Below are 19895 nucleotides of genomic sequence, written 5' to 3' on the forward strand. Positions count from 1 at the left end.
ACCCAGTCCCCCCCCCCCCCCAACCCCCGGCGGGTCGGGGGGGCGCGGGGGGTCTTCGCCCCGGCGCCGGCCGCCCCCCCCCCCCCCCCGCGCCCCCCGCCCCCCCCCCCCCGTCCGTGTGCTCAGCGGCCCAGTGCCCGCCGGCCGCGGCCCTGGGAGAGGACCGGCAGGTTGCGGGACGGGCCCTTGTCCCTGGCCGTCTCCTCCTCCAGGCGCAGGGCCAGCGCCGGGCAGCGGCGCACCGCGCGGAGCGCCTTCGCCTCCGCGTAACGCGGCACCTGGGCCTGTGCGACGGTGGGAAAGCCGTCGGCGCCGAGTTCGAAGACCTCCGGGAGGATGTCCGCGCACAGACCGTGGCCCCGGCACAGCGTCCAGTCGACGTAGATCTTCTGACGGCTGGGACCGTTGTCCTCGGCCTCCGCGCCGCTCGTGATGCCCGCGGGGAGCTGGCCGCCCTCGAAGAGCGGCAGAACGCCCTCCACGGGCCTTCCGCAGCCGTTTCCGAGGACATGGGCGGCGAGGTCGTCCGTGAACGCCTTGATGGTCGATTCCAGGAACATCGCCGAGCCGTCCGGGTGCGAGCACGCACCGCGCCGCTTCACGGCCTTGGCGACCTGCTTCAGCGCCTCCAGGGCGGCCGGGCCGCCGCCGTTGAGGATGTCCTCCATGCCGCGCGCGGCGGCGGGCAGGCCGAGGTAGCAGGGACCGCACTGTCCCGCGCTCTCGTCGGCCAGCCACTGGGCCACACGAAGCGACTCGCCCAGGGGGCAGGTCTCCTGGGTGATCGGCATGATGGCGCCCGCGCCGAGCGCACCGCCCACCGCGTCCAGGGAGTTGCGGGAGACGATCGCCTCGTTGACCGTCGCCGCGTCGATCCACTTGCCGTGGTAACCGCCCGTCAGCACCCCCTGGGGGACCGGCGGGGCGCCGGCCAGCTGCAGGACGTAGCGCAGCGGCACACCTGTCGGGACCTCGATCACCATGGGGCGCGCGACCGCCCCGGAGACCGTGAGCATGACGGTGCCGGGCTCGTCGTAGAGGCCGGTGTTGCCGTAGCGCTCCGGGCCGATGCGGGCGGCGATGGCGAGTTGGGCGAAGGTCTCGGCGTTCGACAGCAGGGTCGGGGCGCCGCCGACGCCGTTCTGGGAGGCGCTGACCTTGCGGCCGGGCGGGATCGCCGGGCCGCCGTCGATCGAGCGGATCAGCGACGCGGCGGCACCGGTGACCATGCGGACCGGGTTGCGCTGGACGAACGCCTTCAGCGCCGAGCGGCGGGTGTTGCTCAGGCCGCGCTCGGCGAGCGCCTGCTCCATGGAGCGCTGCGTCGACTCACGGGTGACCCCCACCACGAGCGTGCGGGCACCCAGGGCCTCGGCGACCAGCAGGGCGCCGTCCAGGATGAGGTGCGGGGCACGGTTGATGAGCACCGTGTCCTTGCGGCAGGCCGGTTCGTCCTCACTGCCGTTGACGACGACGACCGGTCGTACACCGCGTTTGATCGCCGCCTCGGCGACCGAACGCAGCTTCTTGTGGAAGGGGAAACCCGCGCCGCCGCGGCCCTTCAGGTTGATGGCCTCGGAGAGCTTCGCGAGCTGCTCCCCGCCCATCGGTTCGAGCGGCCCGTGCACCTTGAGGTGCATGGGCAGGTCAAGTCTCTCGACAAGGTCGAAGCCCGATGTGAGCTGAGGAAGTCCGACCACGCGGACTTCTGGGACGTCGGGCAGGGCCTCGTTCACCTATAGCCTCCGGAAGGCGTGTTCCAAGGTTCGCCCGAGCCGCCCTGCGCGTCGAAGTCGTACGAAGCGTTGGGCGTTTGATCGGTGGCGGGACCGCTGTTGTACGTGTCACCAGAGTTGTACGTACCGGGGGTGCCGTTCGACTCACCGGTGGGGTACACGTATCCGTCGCCGTACCCGCCCGCGCCCGCATTGTTGTTGTATGTCGGAATGTTGTAGCCGGTGTCCTGGAGCGGGTCGTAGGCCGACGGCGGCGCCTCGCCGACCGGCGGCGGCGACGGGATCGGCCAGCTTCCGGAGGTGCTGCCGCCGTTGTCCGCGCGCGCGGTCTGGTCGGTGACGTACGGCATCTGGCCGGTCGACTCCGGCGTGGCGGTGCGGTAGGCGGCCGCGAAGCCGTTCGTGTCGGCGACCGGGGTCATGGACCTCGTCTCGTACTGCGCGGCGGCCGGGTCCACGCGCGGCATCGACCCGGTCTCGGTGAACGAGGGCTGCTGCGCGGCGCGTCGGCCCTCGGCCGGACGACGGCTCTCGAAGCCGGGCAGCGCGGACTCGGCCACGCGGCCCCGGCTCGCGTCGAGTTCGTCGAGACCCGGCCGCTCCTCGTTGCCCAGGAGCATGGCGATCTTGTCGGCGAACTTGCGCTTGAACGGGCGGGGCGCCGAGCGCAGGGCCAGGGCCCCGGCGACCCCGACCAGGCACAGCTCGTACGAGATCATGAAGAACGGCTTCGCCGCGCGGCCCGCGAACAGGCCGTGGACCAGCGCAGCACACCAGGCCGGGTAGGCCAGCATGTGCATCGCGCGCCAGCGGGCGGCCACCGGCGCCGGCGACGCGAACTGGTTGCGCAGGGCGCCGGTGATGCCCACGAAGATCATGAGCAGGCCGGCCAGGGAGCCGAGGCCGATGAGCCCGGCGCTGCCCTTCACGCCGAGGCTGAACGGGATCAGCGCGGCGATCAGGACGGTGTGGTCGAGCGCCAGCTTAACCGTGATGTGGATCACGAGGAACGCGATCGAGCCGACGGCGGTCACCCGGTGGATGCCCTGGGCCACGATCCGCTGGCGGATGTTGAGAACGACCCGGTCCTGGGCGACGAGCCCCCAGATGACCGAGCAGGTGAGCGACACGAGCGAGAGAACGCCCGCACCGAAGTTGAGGAAGTCCTGTACCTGGCTGCCTCCGGCCAGCACGAACACGGGTATGAAGATCAGGACGACGAGGCTCACCACGCCATAGGCCGAACGGCCCGGCTTGGGGAGCGAACTGGTACTACGACGAGCGTTCATGGGGGCAACTCCGAGCAGTATCGGGAAAGCGGTCCCGCTGCCGAACTCTAAGTGGCTCCATACCGGTGGGTACGAGGTTTGAGTTATTGCGTTGTTATCAAACGACAAGGCGCTTGCTGTGATGTCCCGTAGTGGGTGGTACGCGAAGGTAGTCCTTGAACTTGGTTCAGTGTTGGCCGGTGTGGTCAGGGTGCCAAGGGTGATACGGAAGCGCGTCGCGTTGTGCTCAAGCGCTGCGGTACCCTCATGCCATGCGTGCCGTACGCCTTCTGCTTAGCGAGCCGCGCTGATCAGTCCCGACCACCGGTGAGCGGTGAGGTCGGAATCGGCGCGGCGTCCCCTCCTGTGCGAGGGGATTTTTCGTTTGGTGAATATCACAGCCCGAACGACGCAGCCGCTGGCAGAGACGATCGATGGAGCTTTGAGGATCATGAGCGAGACGAACCCCGCTGCCGCCGCCGAGGTGGTCGCGCCGCACCGCTACACGGCCGCCATGGCCGCGGACATCGAGGCACGCTGGCAGGACTTCTGGGACGCCGAGGGCACCTATGAGGCCCCGAACCCGAGCGGTGACCTGGCCGGCGACCCCGAACTGGCCGCCCGCCCCAAGAAGTTCATCATGGACATGTTCCCGTACCCCTCCGGTGCGGGCCTGCACGTCGGCCACCCCCTGGGCTACATCGCGACCGATGTGTTCGCCCGGTTCCAGCGGATGACCGGTCACAACGTGCTGCACACCCTGGGCTTCGACGCCTTCGGCCTGCCGGCCGAGCAGTACGCCGTGCAGACCGGCACGCACCCGCGCGTGTCCACCGAGGCCAACATCGAGAACATGAAGGTCCAGCTGCGCGCCCTGGGCCTGGGCCACGACAAGCGCCGGTCGTTCGCCACGATCGACCCGGAGTACTACAAGTGGACCCAGTGGATCTTCCTGCAGATCTTCAACTCCTGGTACGACGACGAGGCCGACAAGGCCCGCCCGATCGCCGAGCTGATCGCCCAGTTCGAGTCCGGTGAGCGCGCCGTACCGGGCCACACGCGCGCGTGGCCGGACCTGACCGCCACCGAACGCGCCGACGTCCTGAGCGAGTTCCGCCTGGCCTACGCCTCCGACGCGCCCGTCAACTGGTGCCCTGGCCTGGGCACCGTCCTGGCCAACGAGGAGGTCACCGCCGACGGCCGCTCCGAGCGTGGCAACTTCCCCGTCTTCAAGGCCAAGCTGCGCCAGTGGAACATGCGCATCACCGCCTACGCCGACCGGCTGCTGTCCGACCTGGAGGAGCTGGACTGGCCCGAGGCCATCAAGCTGCAGCAGCGCAACTGGATCGGCCGCTCCGAGGGCGCCCGCGTCGACTTCCCCGTAGACGGCGAGAACATCACCGTCTTCACCACCCGCCCCGACACCCTGTTCGGCGCGACCTACATGGTGCTGGCGCCCGAACACCCGCTGGTCGACAAGTTCACCCCGGCCACCTGGCCCGAGGGCACCCACGACGTGTGGACCGGCTCGCACGCCACCCCGGGGGAGGCCGTCGCCGCCTACCGCGCGCAGGCCGGCACCAAGTCCGACGTGGAGCGGCAGGCCGAGGCCAAGGACAAGACCGGTGTCTTCACCGGCGCGTTCGCCACCAACCCGGTCAACGGCGACCGGATCCCCGTCTTCATCGCCGACTACGTACTGATGGGCTACGGCACCGGCGCGATCATGGCCGTCCCCGCGGGCGACCAGCGCGACTTCGACTTCGCGCGCGCCTTCGAACTGCCGATCACCTGCATCGTCGAGCCCACCGACGGCCGCGGCACCGACACGTCCACCTGGGAGAACGCCTTCGGGTCCTACGACGCGAAGATCATCAACTCCTCGAACGACGACGTCTCCCTGGACGGCCTGCCCGTCGCCGAGGCCAAGGCCCGCATCACCGAGTGGCTGGCCCGCAAGGGCATCGGCGAGGGCACCGTCAACTTCCGCCTGCGCGACTGGCTGTTCAGCCGCCAGCGCTACTGGGGCGAGCCCTTCCCGATCGTCTACGACGAGGACGGCGTCGCCCACTCGCTGCCCGAGTCGATGCTGCCCCTGGAGCTGCCGGAGGTCGAGGACTACTCCCCGCGCACCTTCGACCCGGACGACGCGAACACGTCCCCGGAGACGCCCCTGTCCCGCAACGCGGACTGGGTCAACGTCACCCTGGACCTGGGCGACGGACGCGGCCCCCGGAAGTACCGCCGCGAGACCAACACCATGCCCAACTGGGCCGGCTCCTGCTGGTACGAACTGCGCTACCTGGACCCGCACAACGACCAGAAGCTGGTCGACCCGGCCATCGAGCAGTACTGGATGGGCCCCCGCGCGGGCATGCCGCACGGCGGCGTCGACCTGTACGTCGGCGGCGCCGAACACGCCGTACTGCACCTGCTGTACGCCCGCTTCTGGTCCAAGGTGCTGTTCGACCTGGGACACATCTCGTCCCCGGAGCCGTTCCACAAGCTGTTCAACCAGGGCATGATCCAGGCCTACGTCTACCGTGACGGCCGCGGCTTCCCGGTGCCGGCCGCCGAGGTCGAGGAGCGCGACGGCGCCTACTACCACCAGGGCGAGAAGGTCTCCCGGCTGCTGGGCAAGATGGGCAAGTCCCTGAAGAACGCGGTCACTCCGGACGAGATCTGCGACGAGTACGGCGCCGACACCCTGCGCCTGTACGAGATGGCGATGGGCCCCCTGGACGTGTCCCGGCCGTGGGACACGCGCGCGGTGGTGGGCCAGTACCGGCTGCTGCAGCGACTGTGGCGCAACGTCGTCGACGAGACGACCGGCGAGGTCACGGTCGTCGACGTCCCGGACGCCGACATCGCCGTGGAGACGCTGCGTGCCCTGCACAAGGCGATCGACGGTGTCCGCCAGGACCTGCAGGGGCTGCGCTTCAACACGGCCATCGCGAAGATCACCGAGCTGAACAACCAGCTGACCAAGGCGGGCGGGCCTGTGCCGCGCTCCGTCGCCGAGTCCCTGGTCCTGCTGATCGCGCCGCTGGCCCCGCACGTCGCCGAGGAACTGTGGCGCAAGCTGGGCCGCACCGACACGGTGGTCCACCAGGACTTCCCCGTGGCCGACCCGGCGTACGTCGTGGACGAGAGCGTGACCTGCGTCGTGCAGATCAAGGGCAAGGTCAAGGCACGCCTGGAGGTCCCTCCGACGATCTCCGACGCCGAACTGGAGAAGGTCGCGCTGGCCGACGAGAAGGTCGTCGCCGCGCTGGAGGGCGCGGGCATCCGCAAGGTCATCGTGCGGGCGCCGAAGCTGGTCAACATCGTTCCGGCATAGTCCTCCGGCGCTCCAGCGCGGTCCTTCGACGGGGCCGTGGTGAGCGCCTCGGGGTAGTCCCCTACGGGCAGGTTCGGGGTTCTTTTGGAACTCCGGACCTGCCCTTTGCGTTTACCGTTGAAGAGCGGCGCGGCGTGTGCCGCCCGGAGCCGGTGGAGGAGCGTTGGAAGCCGTGATCGCAGTCTTCGCCCTTCTCTTCCTGCTGTTCGTGGTCGCAGGCGGCTATGCGGCGGTCAAGGCGGTCGGGGCGGCCAAGCGAGGCGTCGACCGTACGGTCGCGCAGGCCCGGCGCTCGGTCGAGGACCACACCCTGCGCGCCAAGTCCCTCGCCCAGCCCGGCCCGCAGGGACAGGTGGCCCAACTGCGGCTCGCGCTGCGCACATCGATGCGCGCGACCCAGGACGCGCTGCACGCGGGCGTGACCGAGGACGAGTCCCTGAAAGAATCCCTCGGCCTGTTCCAGCGGCTCAGCGCACACGGCCGCGAACTCGACGGCGAACTCAAACGCCTGGAGTCCGAGCCGGACCGCAGAATGCTCGCCGAGCGACTGCCCGCCCTGCGCGAGCGCACCGAGCGCATCACGAAATCCGCCGACTCACTGCGCTGGGCCGCCCGCGACCGCGCCGGCCGCTTCGCGGAGGACGACCTCGACGCGCTCAGCGCCCAGATAGACGTGGAGGCAGGAGCCCTGCGGCACTGGACGAAGTCGGAGCACGCGCCACCCCCGTGGCCCGACGCCCCGGCCGCCGACGCCACGACGGCCCACCAGACCTGGCCGGAGACCTCGCGCTCCCGCCCCGCCGCCGAGCAACCCGCACCCTCCGCCATCACCCCGCCGGCCCGGCGCCCCAGCTACCCCTGGCAGAAGAAACCCCGCCCCGAGAGCACGACTTGACCGGGCGGCACGGCGCCAGCCTGCGGCACGGTGTGATCCGGCCGGTTCCGGCCCAGGTGAAAGGGGTCGGGCTGCCGCCCGGCCGCTACGGCAGGTAACCTCCAGCTCATGTCCCGCCATGTCGCGATCGTCACCGATTCAACGGCCTACCTGCCGCCGCTGACGATGGAGCGCCACGGCATCACAGCGGTGCCGCTGACCGTGGTCCTCGGCGACCGGGCACTCGAAGAGGGCACCGAGATCTCCACCCGCTCCCTGGCCCTCGCCCTGCAGAAGCGGCGCCCGGTCACCACCTCACGGCCCAGCCCCCAGCTCTTCGCCGAGACCTACCGCAGGGTCGCCGAGTCCGGCGCCACCGGCATCGTCTCCCTCCACCTCTCCGCCGAACTCTCGGGCACCTACGACGCGGCCGTCCTCGCCGCCCGCGAGGCACCGGTGCCGGTGCGGGTCGTCGACACCGGCATGATCGCGATGGCACTCGGCTTCTGCGCACTCGCCGCGGCCGAGACCGCGGAGGCGGGCGGCACGATGGACGAGGCGGTCACAGCCGCGGAGAAACGGGCCGCGGGAACCTCCGCCTACTTCTACGTCGACACCCTCGACTACCTGCGCCGGGGCGGCCGTATCGGCGCGGCCCAGGCCCTGCTGGGCTCCGCGCTCGCCGTGAAACCGCTGCTCCAGCTGGAGGGCGGACGCATCGAACCCCTGGAGAAGGTCCGGACGGCGTCGAAGGCGATCGCCCGCCTTGAGGAGATCGTGGCCGACCGGGCGGGCAGCGCCCAGGTCGACATCGCCGTCCACCATCTCTCCGCACCCGAGCGCGCGGAGGCCCTCGCGGAGCGCCTTCGGGTGCGGGTGCCCGGACTGGCCGACCTCCATGTGAGCGAGGTCGGGGCGGTGATCGGGGCGCACACCGGGCCCGGGCTGTTGGGGGCCGTGGTTTCGCCGCGGTGACGGCTGCCCGCGGCATGCGCGGGTGTTCGTCGGGGTCAGTGGGTCCGGCGGGTCCGGACGGTGACTCGTGCGGGTGACGGAGTTATCCACAACTGGGCGGCCGTCCCCGGGAATTGACCAAGATCATCGCGAAGTGGCCAGATGCCCGATCCTCGGCGCATGGCACTTCGATCACGCTCACACACAGCGACCGCGACCAGCGGCCCGGGCCGCGCCCCGTCCTCGGACGGCCGCACCCGCCATCGCCGCACACCGACCCGGGGCCGGGCACACCGCCAGGCTTCGGCGGACGAACTCCGGCGACGCGCGGCACTTCTTTTCGCCGAACGCGCAGGGGAGCGAAGGGAGTTGGGGAACGGGCCGCCGGGAGAGGAGCGGGAAGTTGGGGTGGCAGCCCGGGCGACGGTCCGGGTGGGGGTGCCGGCGGGTGCTGGACCGACGTCTGTCGTCTCTGACGTCTCGTACGGCGGAGGGTCCGTGGGGATCGAGGGGATCGAGGGGATCGCGGGGCCTGAGGTGTCCGACGTGTCCGACGTGCCCAAGGTGCCCGTAAGGGGCGGAGACACCGGAGACGGCCGGGACGGTGAGGAGGCCGATGTCGGGGGCGGCCGTGAGGTGGGGGTCTGGCGGGAGCGGGCCGGGTCGGCGCTGCGGGAGCGGATGCCGGTGTGGGTGCAGACGCGGTGCGGGCTGGAGCGGCGGAGCGTGGTCGCGCTCGGTGTGCTGTTCGTGGTGGCCGCGGTCTTCGCGGTGCAGCACTTCTGGGTGGGCCGGACCCAACCTGTGCGAGCCCCCGAGGTGGTGCGGGCGGCGGCTCCCTATGGGACCGGGGGCGATGAAGGGGTCGGCAGCACGGGCAAAGGAGCCGAGCCGCGTAACTCGGCCGGGGCGAGGGGCGTATCGAGTGCGGCAGGCGCCGCCGGCGGCGAGATCGTCGTGGACGTCAGCGGCAAGGTCCGTGAACCCGGGGTTCATCGGCTTCCGGCCGGTTCGCGGGTGACGGATGCGCTGCGGGCGGCGGGCGGGGTGCGTTCGGGCACGAACACCGAGGGGCTCAACCTCGCTCGGTTCCTTGTGGACGGGGAGCAGGTCGTCGTCGGGGGGCCGACACCCGCCGCGGTGCCTGGTGCGACGGGAGCAACGGGCACCGGCGTGGCGGCTGCTCCAGGTGCTCCGGTCTCCCTCAACACGGCCACCGTCGACCAGCTCAACACCCTGCCCGGGGTGGGCCCCGTGCTGGCCCAGCACATCATCGACTACCGCACCCAGCACGGCGGTTTCCGCTCGGTGGACGAACTGCGCCAGGTCAACGGCATCGGCGACCGCCGCTTCGCCGATCTACGGGATCTGGTACGGCCATGACCCACGTCCACGACGACTCGCGCGAGGCCGGGACTCCACGCCCCACACCCCAGCACGACGCCTCGTCCCGCCGTGCCGTGCATACCTCCTCCGGGAACCGGCGGGGCGCCGCGCACCCCCACCAGGAAGGCCCGACAGACCTACGTCTCGTACCGCCCGCGCTCGCCGCCTGGGCGACGGCCGCGCTGGCGCTGGACGCGTCACCGGCCTGGGCCACCGGTGTCGCGGTCGCCGCCCTGGTGGTGGCGATCGTGCTTCTGCTGGCGCGACGACGGGGCGGGGTGGGCGGCAGCCGTGCCTTCTCCCGACCGCCCACCCACCCCGAGCCGCCCCCAACACCGGCCGACCCTTCCCGGGCCTCCTGGCCCCGTGCCTCCATCGCCGCCCTGCTCCTCTCCCTCGCGGCAGCCGCCGCCTCCGCCGGGTTGCACGGGGCGGATCTACGCCGTGGACCGGTGCCCGAACTGGCGCGGCAGTACGCGTCCGTGACCGCGGAGGTGGACGTCGGTTCCGATCCACGGTTGACCCGGCCACGGATCAGCGGGGATCACGCGGCTCCGGTCTCCGTGCTGATCGAGGCGGAGGTACGGCGGGTTGAGCAGACGGACGGGACGGTCGTGGAGACACGGGCGCCGGTGCTGCTGATCATCGATCCGGGCTCATCCGCCGGTGGCCCGGAGCACTCGCCCTGGCTCGGGCTGCTGCCGTCCACGCGGCTACGGGTGACCGCGCGGCTGGCGCCCTCCCTGACGAGCGGGGACCGGGTCGCGGCCGTGCTGCGCGTACGGAACCAGCCGGTGCCGGAAGTGGTGGGGGAACCGTCCGGGGCCCAACGGTTCGCGGGGCGGTTGCGGGCCGGGTTGCGTGAGGCCACCGACGGCTTGCCTGGGGACGCGCGAGCGCTGCTGCCGGGGCTGGTCGTCGGCGACACCGCACGCATCACACCCGAGCTGGACGAAGCCTTCAAGGAGACGGACCTCGCACACACCCTCGCCGTCTCCGGAAGCAACTTGACCATCCTGCTCGCCCTCCTCATCGGACCGCCCGGTCTCGCCCAGCTCGTCGAACGCCGAGGCCTGGCACCGCGCCTGGGCATCTCGCTCCGGGCGACCGCGTTGCTCGGCGGGGTACTCACACTCGGGTTCGTCGTCGTGTGCCGGCCCGACCCGAGCGTGCTCCGGGCCGCGGCCTGCGGAGCCGTGGCACTGCTCGCCCTGGCGACCGGACGCCGCAGATCACTGATCCCGGCGCTGGCGACGGCCGTACTGCTCCTGGTGCTGTACGACCCCTGGCTGGCCCGCAGTTACGGCTTCCTGCTCTCCGTGCTGGCCACCGGAGCCCTGCTCACGCTCGCGCCACGCTGGAGCGAGACGCTGCGACGGCACCGGGTTCCCCCTCGGCTGGCCGAGGCGTTGGCCGCCGCTGCCGCCGCCCAGGCACTGTGCGCGCCGGTCGTGGCCGTGCTGTCGGCGCGGGTCAGCCTGGTCGCGGTGCCGTGCAACCTGCTCGCGGAGGTCGCCGTCGCACCGGCCACGGTGCTGGGCTTCGCGGCGCTGGCGACGGCACCGATGCTGATGCCGGTGGCCAAAGTCCTTGCCTGGGGCGCGAGTTGGCCCACCGGGTGGATCGCGGACGTGGCCCGGACCGGCGCGGCGCTACCCGGTGGGGGAGTGGACTGGCCGGGCAGTTGGACGGGGGCGCTGCTCCTCGCCGTAGCCGTCGCGGTCCTTGTGCCGGTCGGCCGGAGGCTGCTGAGGCATCCGTGGCTGTGCGGTGTCTGCGGGTTGCTGCTCCTGCTGGTCGTGGTCGAGCCGGTGCCGCTCACCCGGGTGATCACGGGATGGCCGCCGCCGGGCTGGCGGTTCGCGATGTGCGACGTCGGACAGGGCGACGCGACGGTGCTCGCGGCGGGCGAGGGCACCGGCGTGGTCGTGGACGCCGGACCCGATCCGAAGCTGGTCGACCAGTGCCTGCGCACGCTCGGCATCACCAGGATTCCACTGGTCGTCCTGACCCACTTCCACGCCGACCACGTCGCCGGACTGCCCGGAGTGCTGCGCGGCCGCTCGGTGGGCGCGATCGAGACGACGTCCTTCGAAGAGCCCACGGACCAGGCCGAGTTCGTACGAAGAGCGGCAGCGGAACGACACATCCCGATCACCCGGGCCGCCGCCGGGGAACAGCGACGCGCCGGTCCGCTCTCCTGGCAGGTGCTGTGGCCGCCACCGGAACCGGTACCGGACCAGGACGGCCCGAACGACGCGAGTGTCACGCTGCTCGTCCGGACGGCCGGGCTGCGCCTGCTGCTGCTCGGGGACCTCGAACCCCCGGCCCAGCAGGAGCTGTTGAGGTCACCGGCGGCAGCGCTGCTGGGAGGCGTGGACGTCCTCAAGGTCGCCCACCACGGCTCGGCCTACCAGGACCCGGACCTGATGCGCAGGGTGGCCCCGCGGCTGGCGCTGATCTCTTGCGGTGCGGACAACCCCTATGGGCATCCGGCCCCCAGCACGGTCGCGGCGCTGCGCGCGATGGGCGCGGTGGTCCTGCGGACGGACCTGGACGGGGCCCTGGCGGTGGGCGGCGAGGGGGACGGGCTGCGGGTGACACCGGACTGAGGCGGGTGACACGGGACGGAGGGAGGCGGGGCGGCGGGGGAGGGAGGGGAGGGGGAGGGGGGGGAGGGCCCCTCCCCGGCACCGAGCTCGGCACCGAGCCCGGCGCCATGGGCACCGAGCCGAGGTCGGCGTGAGACTGGTGGCATGAATCCCGCACAGGTTGATGCCTACCTCCGCCGGCTGGGAGTCTCGCGCCCGGCGCTGCCCACCGTCGACGTCCTCCGCGACTTGCATCTGCGCCATCTGCAGAGCGTGCCCTTCGAGAATCTGTCGATTCATCTGGGAGAGGAGATCGTGCTGGAGGAGAAGCGGCTGCTGGACAAGATCGTGGGCGCGGGCAGGGGCGGGTTCTGCTACGAACTGAACGGACTGTTCGGGGCGTTGCTCGCCGCGCTGGGATTCGACGTCGCGCTGCTGTCGGCTCGGGTGTACGGGGACGGCGGGCGTCTGGGAATCCCGTACGACCATCTCGCGCTGTGGGTGCGGGCGGCGGACGGGAGTGTGTGGCTGGCCGACGTGGGGTTCGGGACGCACAGCCACTACCCCCTGGCCTTCGGGGAACGGGGAGAACAGGCGGACCCCGGCGGCACGTTCAGGGTCGCCGCGTCAGCCAGTGACGAGGACGTGACGGAGACGGACCTGGACGTGGTCCGGAACGGAAAGCCCGAGTACCGGCTGGAGGTGCGGCCCCGGGCGCTCGCTGACTTCGTGGCCGGGGCGTGGTGGCACAGCACTTCGCCCGTGTCGCACTTCACGCAGTCGCTGGTCTGCTCGCGGCTCACGGAGGACGGAGGGAGGATCACGCTCAGCGGTCGCGGCCTGACGGTGACGGCGCCGGACGGAACCCGGGATGTGAGTGAACTCGCAACGGACGACGAGGTGTTGGCGGTGTACCGGGAGCGGTTCGGGATCGAGCTGGAGGAGGTGCCGACGGTACGCACGCCCGCGTAACCGTGGGGGTGTGCGCGCGAGCCCGCGGCCGTACCGGAAGATGTCCCCGTGAGTGATGTGAGACATGTGCTGGTGCTGCCCGACCGTGACACGGCCGAGGAGGCGGCGGAGGCGCTCGGGGAGCGGTTCGCCCTCGACGAGGAACCGCAGCTGGTGCGGGACGCGCTGGCCGGCGAGGACGATGCCGAGGACGCGCAGTGGCTGCTGGTACTGCGGGACGAGCACGGACGGCTCGACCCCGGTGAGCTGGACGCGTTCGCGGGGGAGTGGGACGGCTGGCGCGAGGAGCCGTAACGGTCACGAGCCCACGTACGGGGCAGCACCCGGTGCGACCCGCACCCACCCCCGTTGTCAGTGCCGCGTGCGATGCTTTACGAGATGGCCAAGAAGACTGCGAATGACGACCCTCTCGCCCCGGTGACGCTTGCCGTGGGCCAGGAGGACCTCCTGCTCGACCGTGCCGTGCAGGAGGTGGTGGCCGCCGCCAGGGCCTCCGACGCCGACACGGACGTACGTGACCTGACCTCGGACCAGCTGCAGCCCGGCACACTCGCCGAGTTGACCAGTCCCTCGCTCTTCGCGGAGCGCAAGGTCGTGGTCGTACGCAATGCGCAGGATCTGTCCGCGGACACGGTCAAGGACGTGAAGGGGTATCTCGGGGCGCCCGCCGAGGAGATCACCCTGGTGCTGTTGCACGCGGGCGGGGTCAAGGGCAAGGCGCTGCTCGATGCCGCGCGCAAGGCGGGCGCGCGGGAGGTGGCCTGTCCCAAGATGACGAAGCCGGCGGACCGGCTGGCCTTCGTGCGGAGCGAGTTCCGGGCGACCGGGAGATCGGCCACGCCGGAGGCCTGCCAGGCGCTCGTCGACTCCATCGGCAGCGATCTGCGGGAACTGGCGTCCGCAGTCTCCCAGTTGGTCGCCGATGTCGAGGGGACCATCGACGAGGCGGTCGTCGGGCGGTACTACACGGGGCGGGCCGAGGCATCGAGCTTCACGGTCGCGGACCGGGCCGTGGAGGGGCGGGCGGCGGAGGCGCTGGAGGCGCTGCGGTGGTCGCTGTCCACCGGGGTGGCGCCGGTGCTGATCACCAGCGCGTTGGCGCAGGGGGTGCGGGCGATCGGGAAGCTGTCGTCCGCGCGTGGCGGGCGGCCGGCGGATCTGGCGCGTGAGCTGGGGATGCCGCCGTGGAAGATCGACCGGGTGCGGCAGCAGATGCGGGGCTGGACACCGGACGCGGTCTCCGTCGCGCTGCGGGCGGTGGCCGAGGCGGACGCGGGAGTGAAGGGCGGTGGGGACGATCCGGAGTACGCGTTGGAGAAGGCGGTCGTCACGATCGCCCGGGCCGCTCGGTCCCGGGGACAGTCCTGACCCCCTGCCCTCCAGAAAGCGCCAGGTACTGGCACACGGCAGACCTCCGGCCGACGGAGCCGGCGGCCGGCACTCGCAGGCCGGCACCTGTGGGCGGATACAGCAGTGCCCCCGAAGTGGGTCCGGGGGCACTGTACGTGGCGTGGCGACCACGATGTCTGTCCGTGAATCGAGGTAGAGGGCTCGACGTTGTCCTCACGGCGGATTGCTACTGGTCCGGTCCGCGCGAGCGCGGGCCGAGGCAAGTGCGGAAGGATCAGCCCTTGAGCGCGGTGACCTTGGAAGCAAGCGCCGACTTCTTGTTGGCGGCCTGGTTCTTGTGGATGACGCCCTTCGAGACGGCCTTGTCGAGCTGACGCGCAGCAGCGCGCTGGTACTCGGTGGCCTTCTCGACGTCACCCGCGGCAGCGGCCTCGCGGGCCTTGCGGATCGCGGTCTTCAGGGAGGACTTGACGGCCTTGTTGCGCAGCCGAGCCTTCTCGTTGGTCTTGATCCGCTTGATCTGGGACTTGATGTTCGCCACGAATGAGCCTTTGCAGGTTCTGGCACGGGGCCGCACGGGTCCCGGGCCGATGATTTTTCTTGGGGTGTGTCTCGTGCCTGAGAGGGCAGGAGACACAGCCACCCAGGCTACCAGCAGCCCATCGACCCACCCAAACCGGCTTCCGCGGCCCGATCCGTTACCGTCTCGCACCGGCCCAAACCGGACCGCACCTCCCACGCGTGGGACCATGGAGCCTACGTATCGATCCGACCCGAGACCGCAGACACTGCGGACGCCTCAAGAATCAGGACCCTGCGTGCCCGCGATCCCCAGCCATGTGCCCGAGCCGAGCCGTACCGACCCGGCGCTGATCCGCAATTTCTGCATCATCGCGCACATCGACCACGGCAAGTCCACGCTCGCCGACCGGATGCTCCAGCTGACCGGAGTGGTCGACCAGCGGCAGATGCGTGCTCAGTACCTCGACCGCATGGACATCGAGCGCGAGCGCGGCATCACGATCAAGTCCCAGGCGGTGCGTCTGCCGTGGGCCCCCACCGACGGGGGCGACGAGGGCACCACCCACATCCTCAACATGATCGACACCCCGGGACACGTCGACTTCACGTACGAGGTCTCGCGGTCGCTCGCCGCCTGCGAGGGCACCGTGCTGCTGGTGGACGCCGCCCAGGGCATCGAGGCCCAGACCCTCGCCAACCTGTACCTGGCGATGGAGAACGACCTCACGATCATCCCCGTACTGAACAAGATCGACCTGCCGGCCGCGCAGCCCGAGAAGTTCGCGGAGGAGCTGGCGAACCTGGTCGGCTGTGACCCCGAGGACGTGCTCAGGGTCTCGGCGAAGACCGGGCTCGGTGTCGACGCGCTGCTGAACAAGGTCGTCAAGGAGGTCCCGGCGCCGGTCGGGAACGCGGACGCGCCCGCCCGCGCCATGATCTTCGACTCGGTCTACGACTCCTACCGCGGTGTCGTGACGTACATCCGTGTCATCGACGGACAGCTCAACAAGCGTGAGCGGATCCGGATGATGTCGACGAACGCCACGCACGAGCTGCTGGAGATCGGGACGAACTCGCCGGAGATGCTCGGGGCCGACGGGCTCGGGGTCGGCGAGGTCGGTTATCTGATCACGGGTGTGAAGGACGTCCGGCAGTCCAAGGTCGGTGACACCATCACCACCCTGAACAAGGGGGCGACCGAGGCGCTCGGCGGTTACAAGGACCCCAAGCCGATGGTCTTCTCCGGGCTGTATCCACTGGACGGGTCCGACTACCCGGAGCTGCGCGACGCCCTCGACAAGCTCCAGCTCAACGACGCCGCGCTGGTGTACGAGCCGGAGACCTCGGCGGCGCTGGGCTTCGGTTTCCGCGTCGGCTTCCTCGGGCTGCTGCACCTGGACGTGATCCGGGAGCGGCTGGAGCGCGAGTTCGGCCTCGACCTCATCGCGACCGCGCCGAACGTGGTGTACCGCGTCGAGATGGAGGACGGCAGCGAGCACGTCGTCACCAACCCGAGCGAGTTCCCCGAGGGGAAGATCGACAAGGTCTACGAGCCCGTCGTGCGCGCGACGATCCTCGCGCCGTCGGAGTTCATCGGTTCGATCATGGAGCTGTGCCAGACCCGGCGCGGCACCCTGCTCGGCATGGACTACCTCTCCGAGGACCGGGTGGAGATCCGCTACACCCTGCCTCTCGCGGAGATCGTCTTCGACTTCTTCGACCAGCTGAAGTCCAAGACCCGCGGCTATGCCTCGCTGGACTACGAGCCCACCGGCGAGGTGGCCTCCAGTCTGGTCAAGGTCGACATCCTGCTGCACGGCGACAAGGTGGACGCCTTCTCGGCGATCACGCACAAGGACGCGGCGTACTCGTACGGCGTGCGGCTGGTCGCGAAGCTGCGGGAGCTGATCCCGCGGCAGGCCTTCGAGGTGCCCATCCAGGCCGCCGTCGGCTCCCGGGTCATCGCCCGCGAGACGATCCGCGCCATCCGCAAGGACGTCCTCGCCAAGTGCTACGGCGGTGACATCTCGCGTAAGCGGAAGCTGCTGGAGAAGCAGAAGGAGGGCAAGAAGCGGATGAAGATGGTGGGTTCCGTGGAGGTTCCCCAGGAGGCGTTCATCGCGGTGCTCTCCAGCGACGACAGCGGTGGCGGCGCCAAGGGCAAGAAGTAGCGGGCCCGTACACCGGGATTCCGGAGCGAACCGAGACGATCCCCGGGGCCCGTCGTGCTGTGGCGCGGCGGGCCCCGCGTCCTGGCTCTGTAGGAAGCGACAGTCCGCCGCCCCTTACGCACCGGGCGGTCGCGCTTTACTCTGATCACTGCTCGATGGTTACTCGCGAGTTAAACAACAGCCGTAGCACTGAGCCAGCCGCACTGTCGCGGGCCCCCGGAGGATGTCGTGAGCGACACACAGACCCTGATCGAGAACCGTCCGCCGTCCGTCGCGGGCCTCTTCCTGGAGCGAGTGGCGGCCACGCCGGATACCGAGGCCTACCGTCACCCGGTGCCCTCGGCCTCCGGTGAGGGCCCCGACGACTGGAAGTCGCTGAGCTGGGCGCAGGCCGCCGAGCGGGTCTTCGCGATCGCGGCCGGTCTGATCGAACTGGGCGTACAGCCCGAGCAGCGCGTGGCGCTCGCCTCCGCCACCCGGATCGAGTGGATCCTCGCCGACCTGGGCATCATGTGCGCCGGCGCCGCCACGACCACGGTGTATCCGCAGACCAATGCCGACGAGTCGACGTTCATCCTTTCCGACTCCGGCAGCAAGGTTCTGATCGCGGAGGACGCGACGCAGCTCGCCAAGGCGGTGGAGAAGCGCGCCGAGCTGCCCGAGCTGACGCACGTCGTGGTCATCGACCCGACTGGCGTCGACACCGCGGAGACCGGCGACTGGGTGCTGAGCCTGGCCGAGCTGGAGCAGCGCGGTGCCGCGTACCTGGAGAAGAACCCGGATCTGGTCAAGGAGCGGATCGCGGGGATCACCAAGGACCAGCTCGCGACGATCATCTACACCTCCGGCACCACCGGCCGCCCCAAGGGTGTCCGCCTCCCGCACGACAACTGGTCCTACCTGGCGAAGGCCATCGCCGCGACCGGGCTGCTCGGTCCCGAGGACGTGCAGTACCTGTGGCTGCCGCTGGCGCACGTCTTCGGCAAGGTGCTCACGTCCGGCCACATCGAGATCGGGCACGTCACCGCGGTGGACGGCAGGCCCGAGAAGATCATCGAGCAGCTGCCGATCGTGCAGCCGACGTACATGGCGGCCGTTCCGCGCATCTTCGAGAAGGTCTACAACGGGGTCGCGGCCAAGGCACGGGCCGGCGGCGCGGCCAAGTACAAGATCTTCCAGTGGGCGGCGGAGGTCGCCCGCGAGTACGCCAAGGTCACCCAGGACAACTTCCGCCGCACCGGCACGGCCACCGCGCCCTTCGGCCTCGCCGCCAAGCACAAGGTGGCCGACGCGCTGGTCTACGCGAAGATCCGCGAGGCCTTCGGCGGCAAGCTGCGCGCCTGTGTCTCCGGCTCGGCGGCGCTCGCGCCGGACATCGGCTACTTCTTCGCCGGCGCCGGCATCCACATCCTGGAGGGCTACGGCCTGACCGAGTCCTCCGCGGCCTCCTTCGTGAACCCCGGCGAGGCCTACCGCACCGGCACGGTCGGCAAGCCGCTGCCCGGCACCGAGGTGCGTATCGCGGACGACGGCGAGATCCTGCTGCGCGGCCCCGGCATCATGGAGGGCTACCACGGGCTGCCCGAGAAGACCGCCGAGGTCCTGGAGTCGGACGGCTGGTTCCACACCGGTGACATCGGCGAGCTGTCCCCCGACGGCTACCTCCGCATCACGGACCGCAAGAAGGACCTCATCAAAACGTCCGGCGGCAAGTACATCGCGCCCAGCGAGGTCGAGGGTCAGTTCAAGGCCGTGTGCCCGTACGTCTCCAACATCCTGGTGCACGGCGCCGACCGGAACTTCTGCACCGCGCTCATCGCCCTCGACGAACCGTCCATCCTGGACTGGGCGAAGGAGAACGGCCTCGAAGGCAAGTCCTACGCCGAGGTCGTCGCCGCCCCCGCGACGGTCGCCCTGATCGAGGGCTACGTCAAGGAACTCAACGAGGGCCTCCAGCGCTGGCAGACCATCAAGAAGTTCCGCCTCCTCCCGCGCGACCTCGACGTGGAACACGGCGAGATCACCCCGAGCCTCAAGCTCAAGCGCCCGGTGGTGGAACGGGAGTACAAGCACCTGATCGACGAGATGTACGCGGGCTCACGCGAGGCGTAGCGGTCGTTGTCACCGGGGCACGGTCCTAACGGCTGTGCCCCCGGCGCATGTTCTGTACCAGCTGCTCCATCTGTCTTACCTGGTTGCCCAGTTCGCGTACTTCTTCCACCGTGCTGGCGGCCATCTGCGTCTCGATCTCCTTGAGCCGCGACGCCAGTTCCTCGAACTGCCCCTGCTCACGGGCCAGCATCCGCTCCAACAGCTGGTTCTTCCGGTGCAGTTCGAGAAAGACGGTCACCTTCGCCCGCAGCACCCACGGATCGAACGGCTTGGTCAAGTAGTCGGCGGCACCGGTGGCGTACCCACGGAACGCGTACCCCGCGTCCGCGTCGCTGCCGGTCAGGAAGATGATCGGGACGTCCTTGGTCTGGTCGAGCCGTTTGATGTTGGCCGCGGTCTCGAACCCGTCCATGCCCGGCATGCGGATGTCCAGCAGGACGACGGCGAAGCGCTGCCGCAGCAGCGCCTTCATCGCCTCCTCGCCCGAACGAGCGCGTACCAGCGGCTCGTTGAGGGACCCCAGGACGGCCTCCAGCGCGAGCAGGTTGTCCTCCATGTCGTCGACCAGGAGGATGCTCGCGCGCTCGTCGGTCGTTGCCTCAGCGCTCATGATGACTGC

Annotated in this window: 14 protein-coding genes; 10 read left to right on the forward strand and 4 right to left on the reverse strand. The window is 70.4% G+C overall.

The genetic code is table 11. The features are described from left to right. Positions 1–122: 122 nt before the first annotated feature. Both ACIBJH_RS10430 and ACIBJH_RS10435 read right to left on the reverse strand, forming a co-directional pair. A complete protein-coding gene (locus ACIBJH_RS10430; protein WP_399116445.1) occupies positions 123–1736 on the reverse strand; it encodes an NADH-ubiquinone oxidoreductase-F iron-sulfur binding region domain-containing protein in 1614 nt (537 codons plus the stop codon). Next, positions 1733–3025: a cytochrome b/b6 domain-containing protein gene (locus ACIBJH_RS10435; protein ID WP_399116446.1), complete on the reverse strand. Its 1293-nt coding sequence runs from the start codon at positions 3023–3025 to the stop codon at positions 1733–1735. The genes ACIBJH_RS10430 and ACIBJH_RS10435 overlap by 4 nt, the downstream gene beginning before the upstream one ends. 430 nt (positions 3026–3455) lie before the next feature. Here ACIBJH_RS10435 and leuS point away from each other — a divergent pair, with 430 nt between their 5' ends. The 8 genes from leuS to holA all read left to right on the forward strand — a co-directional run bounded on the left by leuS (position 3456) and on the right by holA (position 14489). Next, positions 3456–6344: a leucine--tRNA ligase gene (leuS, locus tag ACIBJH_RS10440; RefSeq protein ID WP_399116447.1), complete on the forward strand. Its 2889-nt coding sequence runs from the start codon at positions 3456–3458 to the stop codon at positions 6342–6344. Positions 6345–6507: 163 nt separating this feature from the next. Continuing rightward, entirely contained in the window at positions 6508–7239 is a 732-nt protein-coding gene (locus tag ACIBJH_RS10445) for a hypothetical protein (RefSeq protein ID WP_399116448.1), read from the forward strand. 108 nt (positions 7240–7347) lie between these two features. Further along, entirely contained in the window at positions 7348–8193 is an 846-nt protein-coding gene (locus ACIBJH_RS10450) for a DegV family protein (RefSeq protein WP_399116449.1), read from the forward strand. Positions 8194–8352: 159 nt separating this feature from the next. After that, positions 8353–9555 carry a helix-hairpin-helix domain-containing protein gene (locus ACIBJH_RS10455; RefSeq protein ID WP_399116450.1) on the forward strand — a complete coding sequence of 401 codons (1203 nt, stop codon included), beginning with the start codon at positions 8353–8355 and terminating at the stop codon, positions 9553–9555. After that, a complete protein-coding gene (locus tag ACIBJH_RS10460; protein WP_399116451.1) occupies positions 9552–12170 on the forward strand; it encodes a ComEC/Rec2 family competence protein in 2619 nt (872 codons plus the stop codon). Before ACIBJH_RS10455 ends, ACIBJH_RS10460 begins: the two co-directional genes overlap by 4 nt. A gap of 144 nt (positions 12171–12314) precedes the next feature. Continuing rightward, on the forward strand, positions 12315–13121 hold the full coding sequence (locus tag ACIBJH_RS10465) for an arylamine N-acetyltransferase (RefSeq protein ID WP_399116452.1): 807 nt from the start codon (positions 12315–12317) through the stop codon (positions 13119–13121). A gap of 48 nt (positions 13122–13169) precedes the next feature. Continuing rightward, positions 13170–13415 (forward strand): hypothetical protein, encoded by a 246-nt coding sequence (locus tag ACIBJH_RS10470; RefSeq protein ID WP_201056499.1) that lies wholly within the window; start codon positions 13170–13172, stop codon positions 13413–13415. 84 nt (positions 13416–13499) lie between these two features. Beyond that, entirely contained in the window at positions 13500–14489 is a 990-nt protein-coding gene (gene holA / locus ACIBJH_RS10475) for a DNA polymerase III subunit delta (protein ID WP_399116453.1), read from the forward strand. A 256-nt stretch (positions 14490–14745) separates the two neighbouring features. On the opposite strand, the gene rpsT is transcribed toward holA, so the two are convergent. Further along, positions 14746–15012: a 30S ribosomal protein S20 gene (gene rpsT, locus ACIBJH_RS10480; protein ID WP_019074070.1), complete on the reverse strand. Its 267-nt coding sequence runs from the start codon at positions 15010–15012 to the stop codon at positions 14746–14748. Positions 15013–15289: 277 nt separating this feature from the next. On the opposite strand from rpsT, the gene lepA reads away from it, so the two are divergent. Both lepA and ACIBJH_RS10490 read left to right on the forward strand, forming a co-directional pair. Continuing rightward, positions 15290–17164, forward strand: coding sequence for a translation elongation factor 4 (lepA, locus tag ACIBJH_RS10485; protein ID WP_019074071.1), 1875 nt, complete (start codon positions 15290–15292; stop codon positions 17162–17164). Between the two features lie 228 nt (positions 17165–17392). Then, the gene (locus tag ACIBJH_RS10490; RefSeq protein ID WP_399116454.1) at positions 17393–19276 is read left to right on the forward strand and encodes an AMP-dependent synthetase/ligase; all 1884 of its coding nucleotides are present in this window, start codon (positions 17393–17395) and stop codon (positions 19274–19276) included. Positions 19277–19301: 25 nt separating this feature from the next. On the opposite strand, the gene ACIBJH_RS10495 is transcribed toward ACIBJH_RS10490, so the two are convergent. Continuing rightward, positions 19302–19886, reverse strand: coding sequence for a two-component system response regulator (locus ACIBJH_RS10495; RefSeq protein ID WP_399116455.1), 585 nt, complete (start codon positions 19884–19886; stop codon positions 19302–19304). Positions 19887–19895 lie beyond the last annotated feature (9 nt).

Origin of the sequence: Streptomyces sp. NPDC050548, from assembly GCF_044457385.1 — a bacterium.
Taxonomy (GTDB): Bacteria; Actinomycetota; Actinomycetes; order Streptomycetales; family Streptomycetaceae; genus Streptomyces.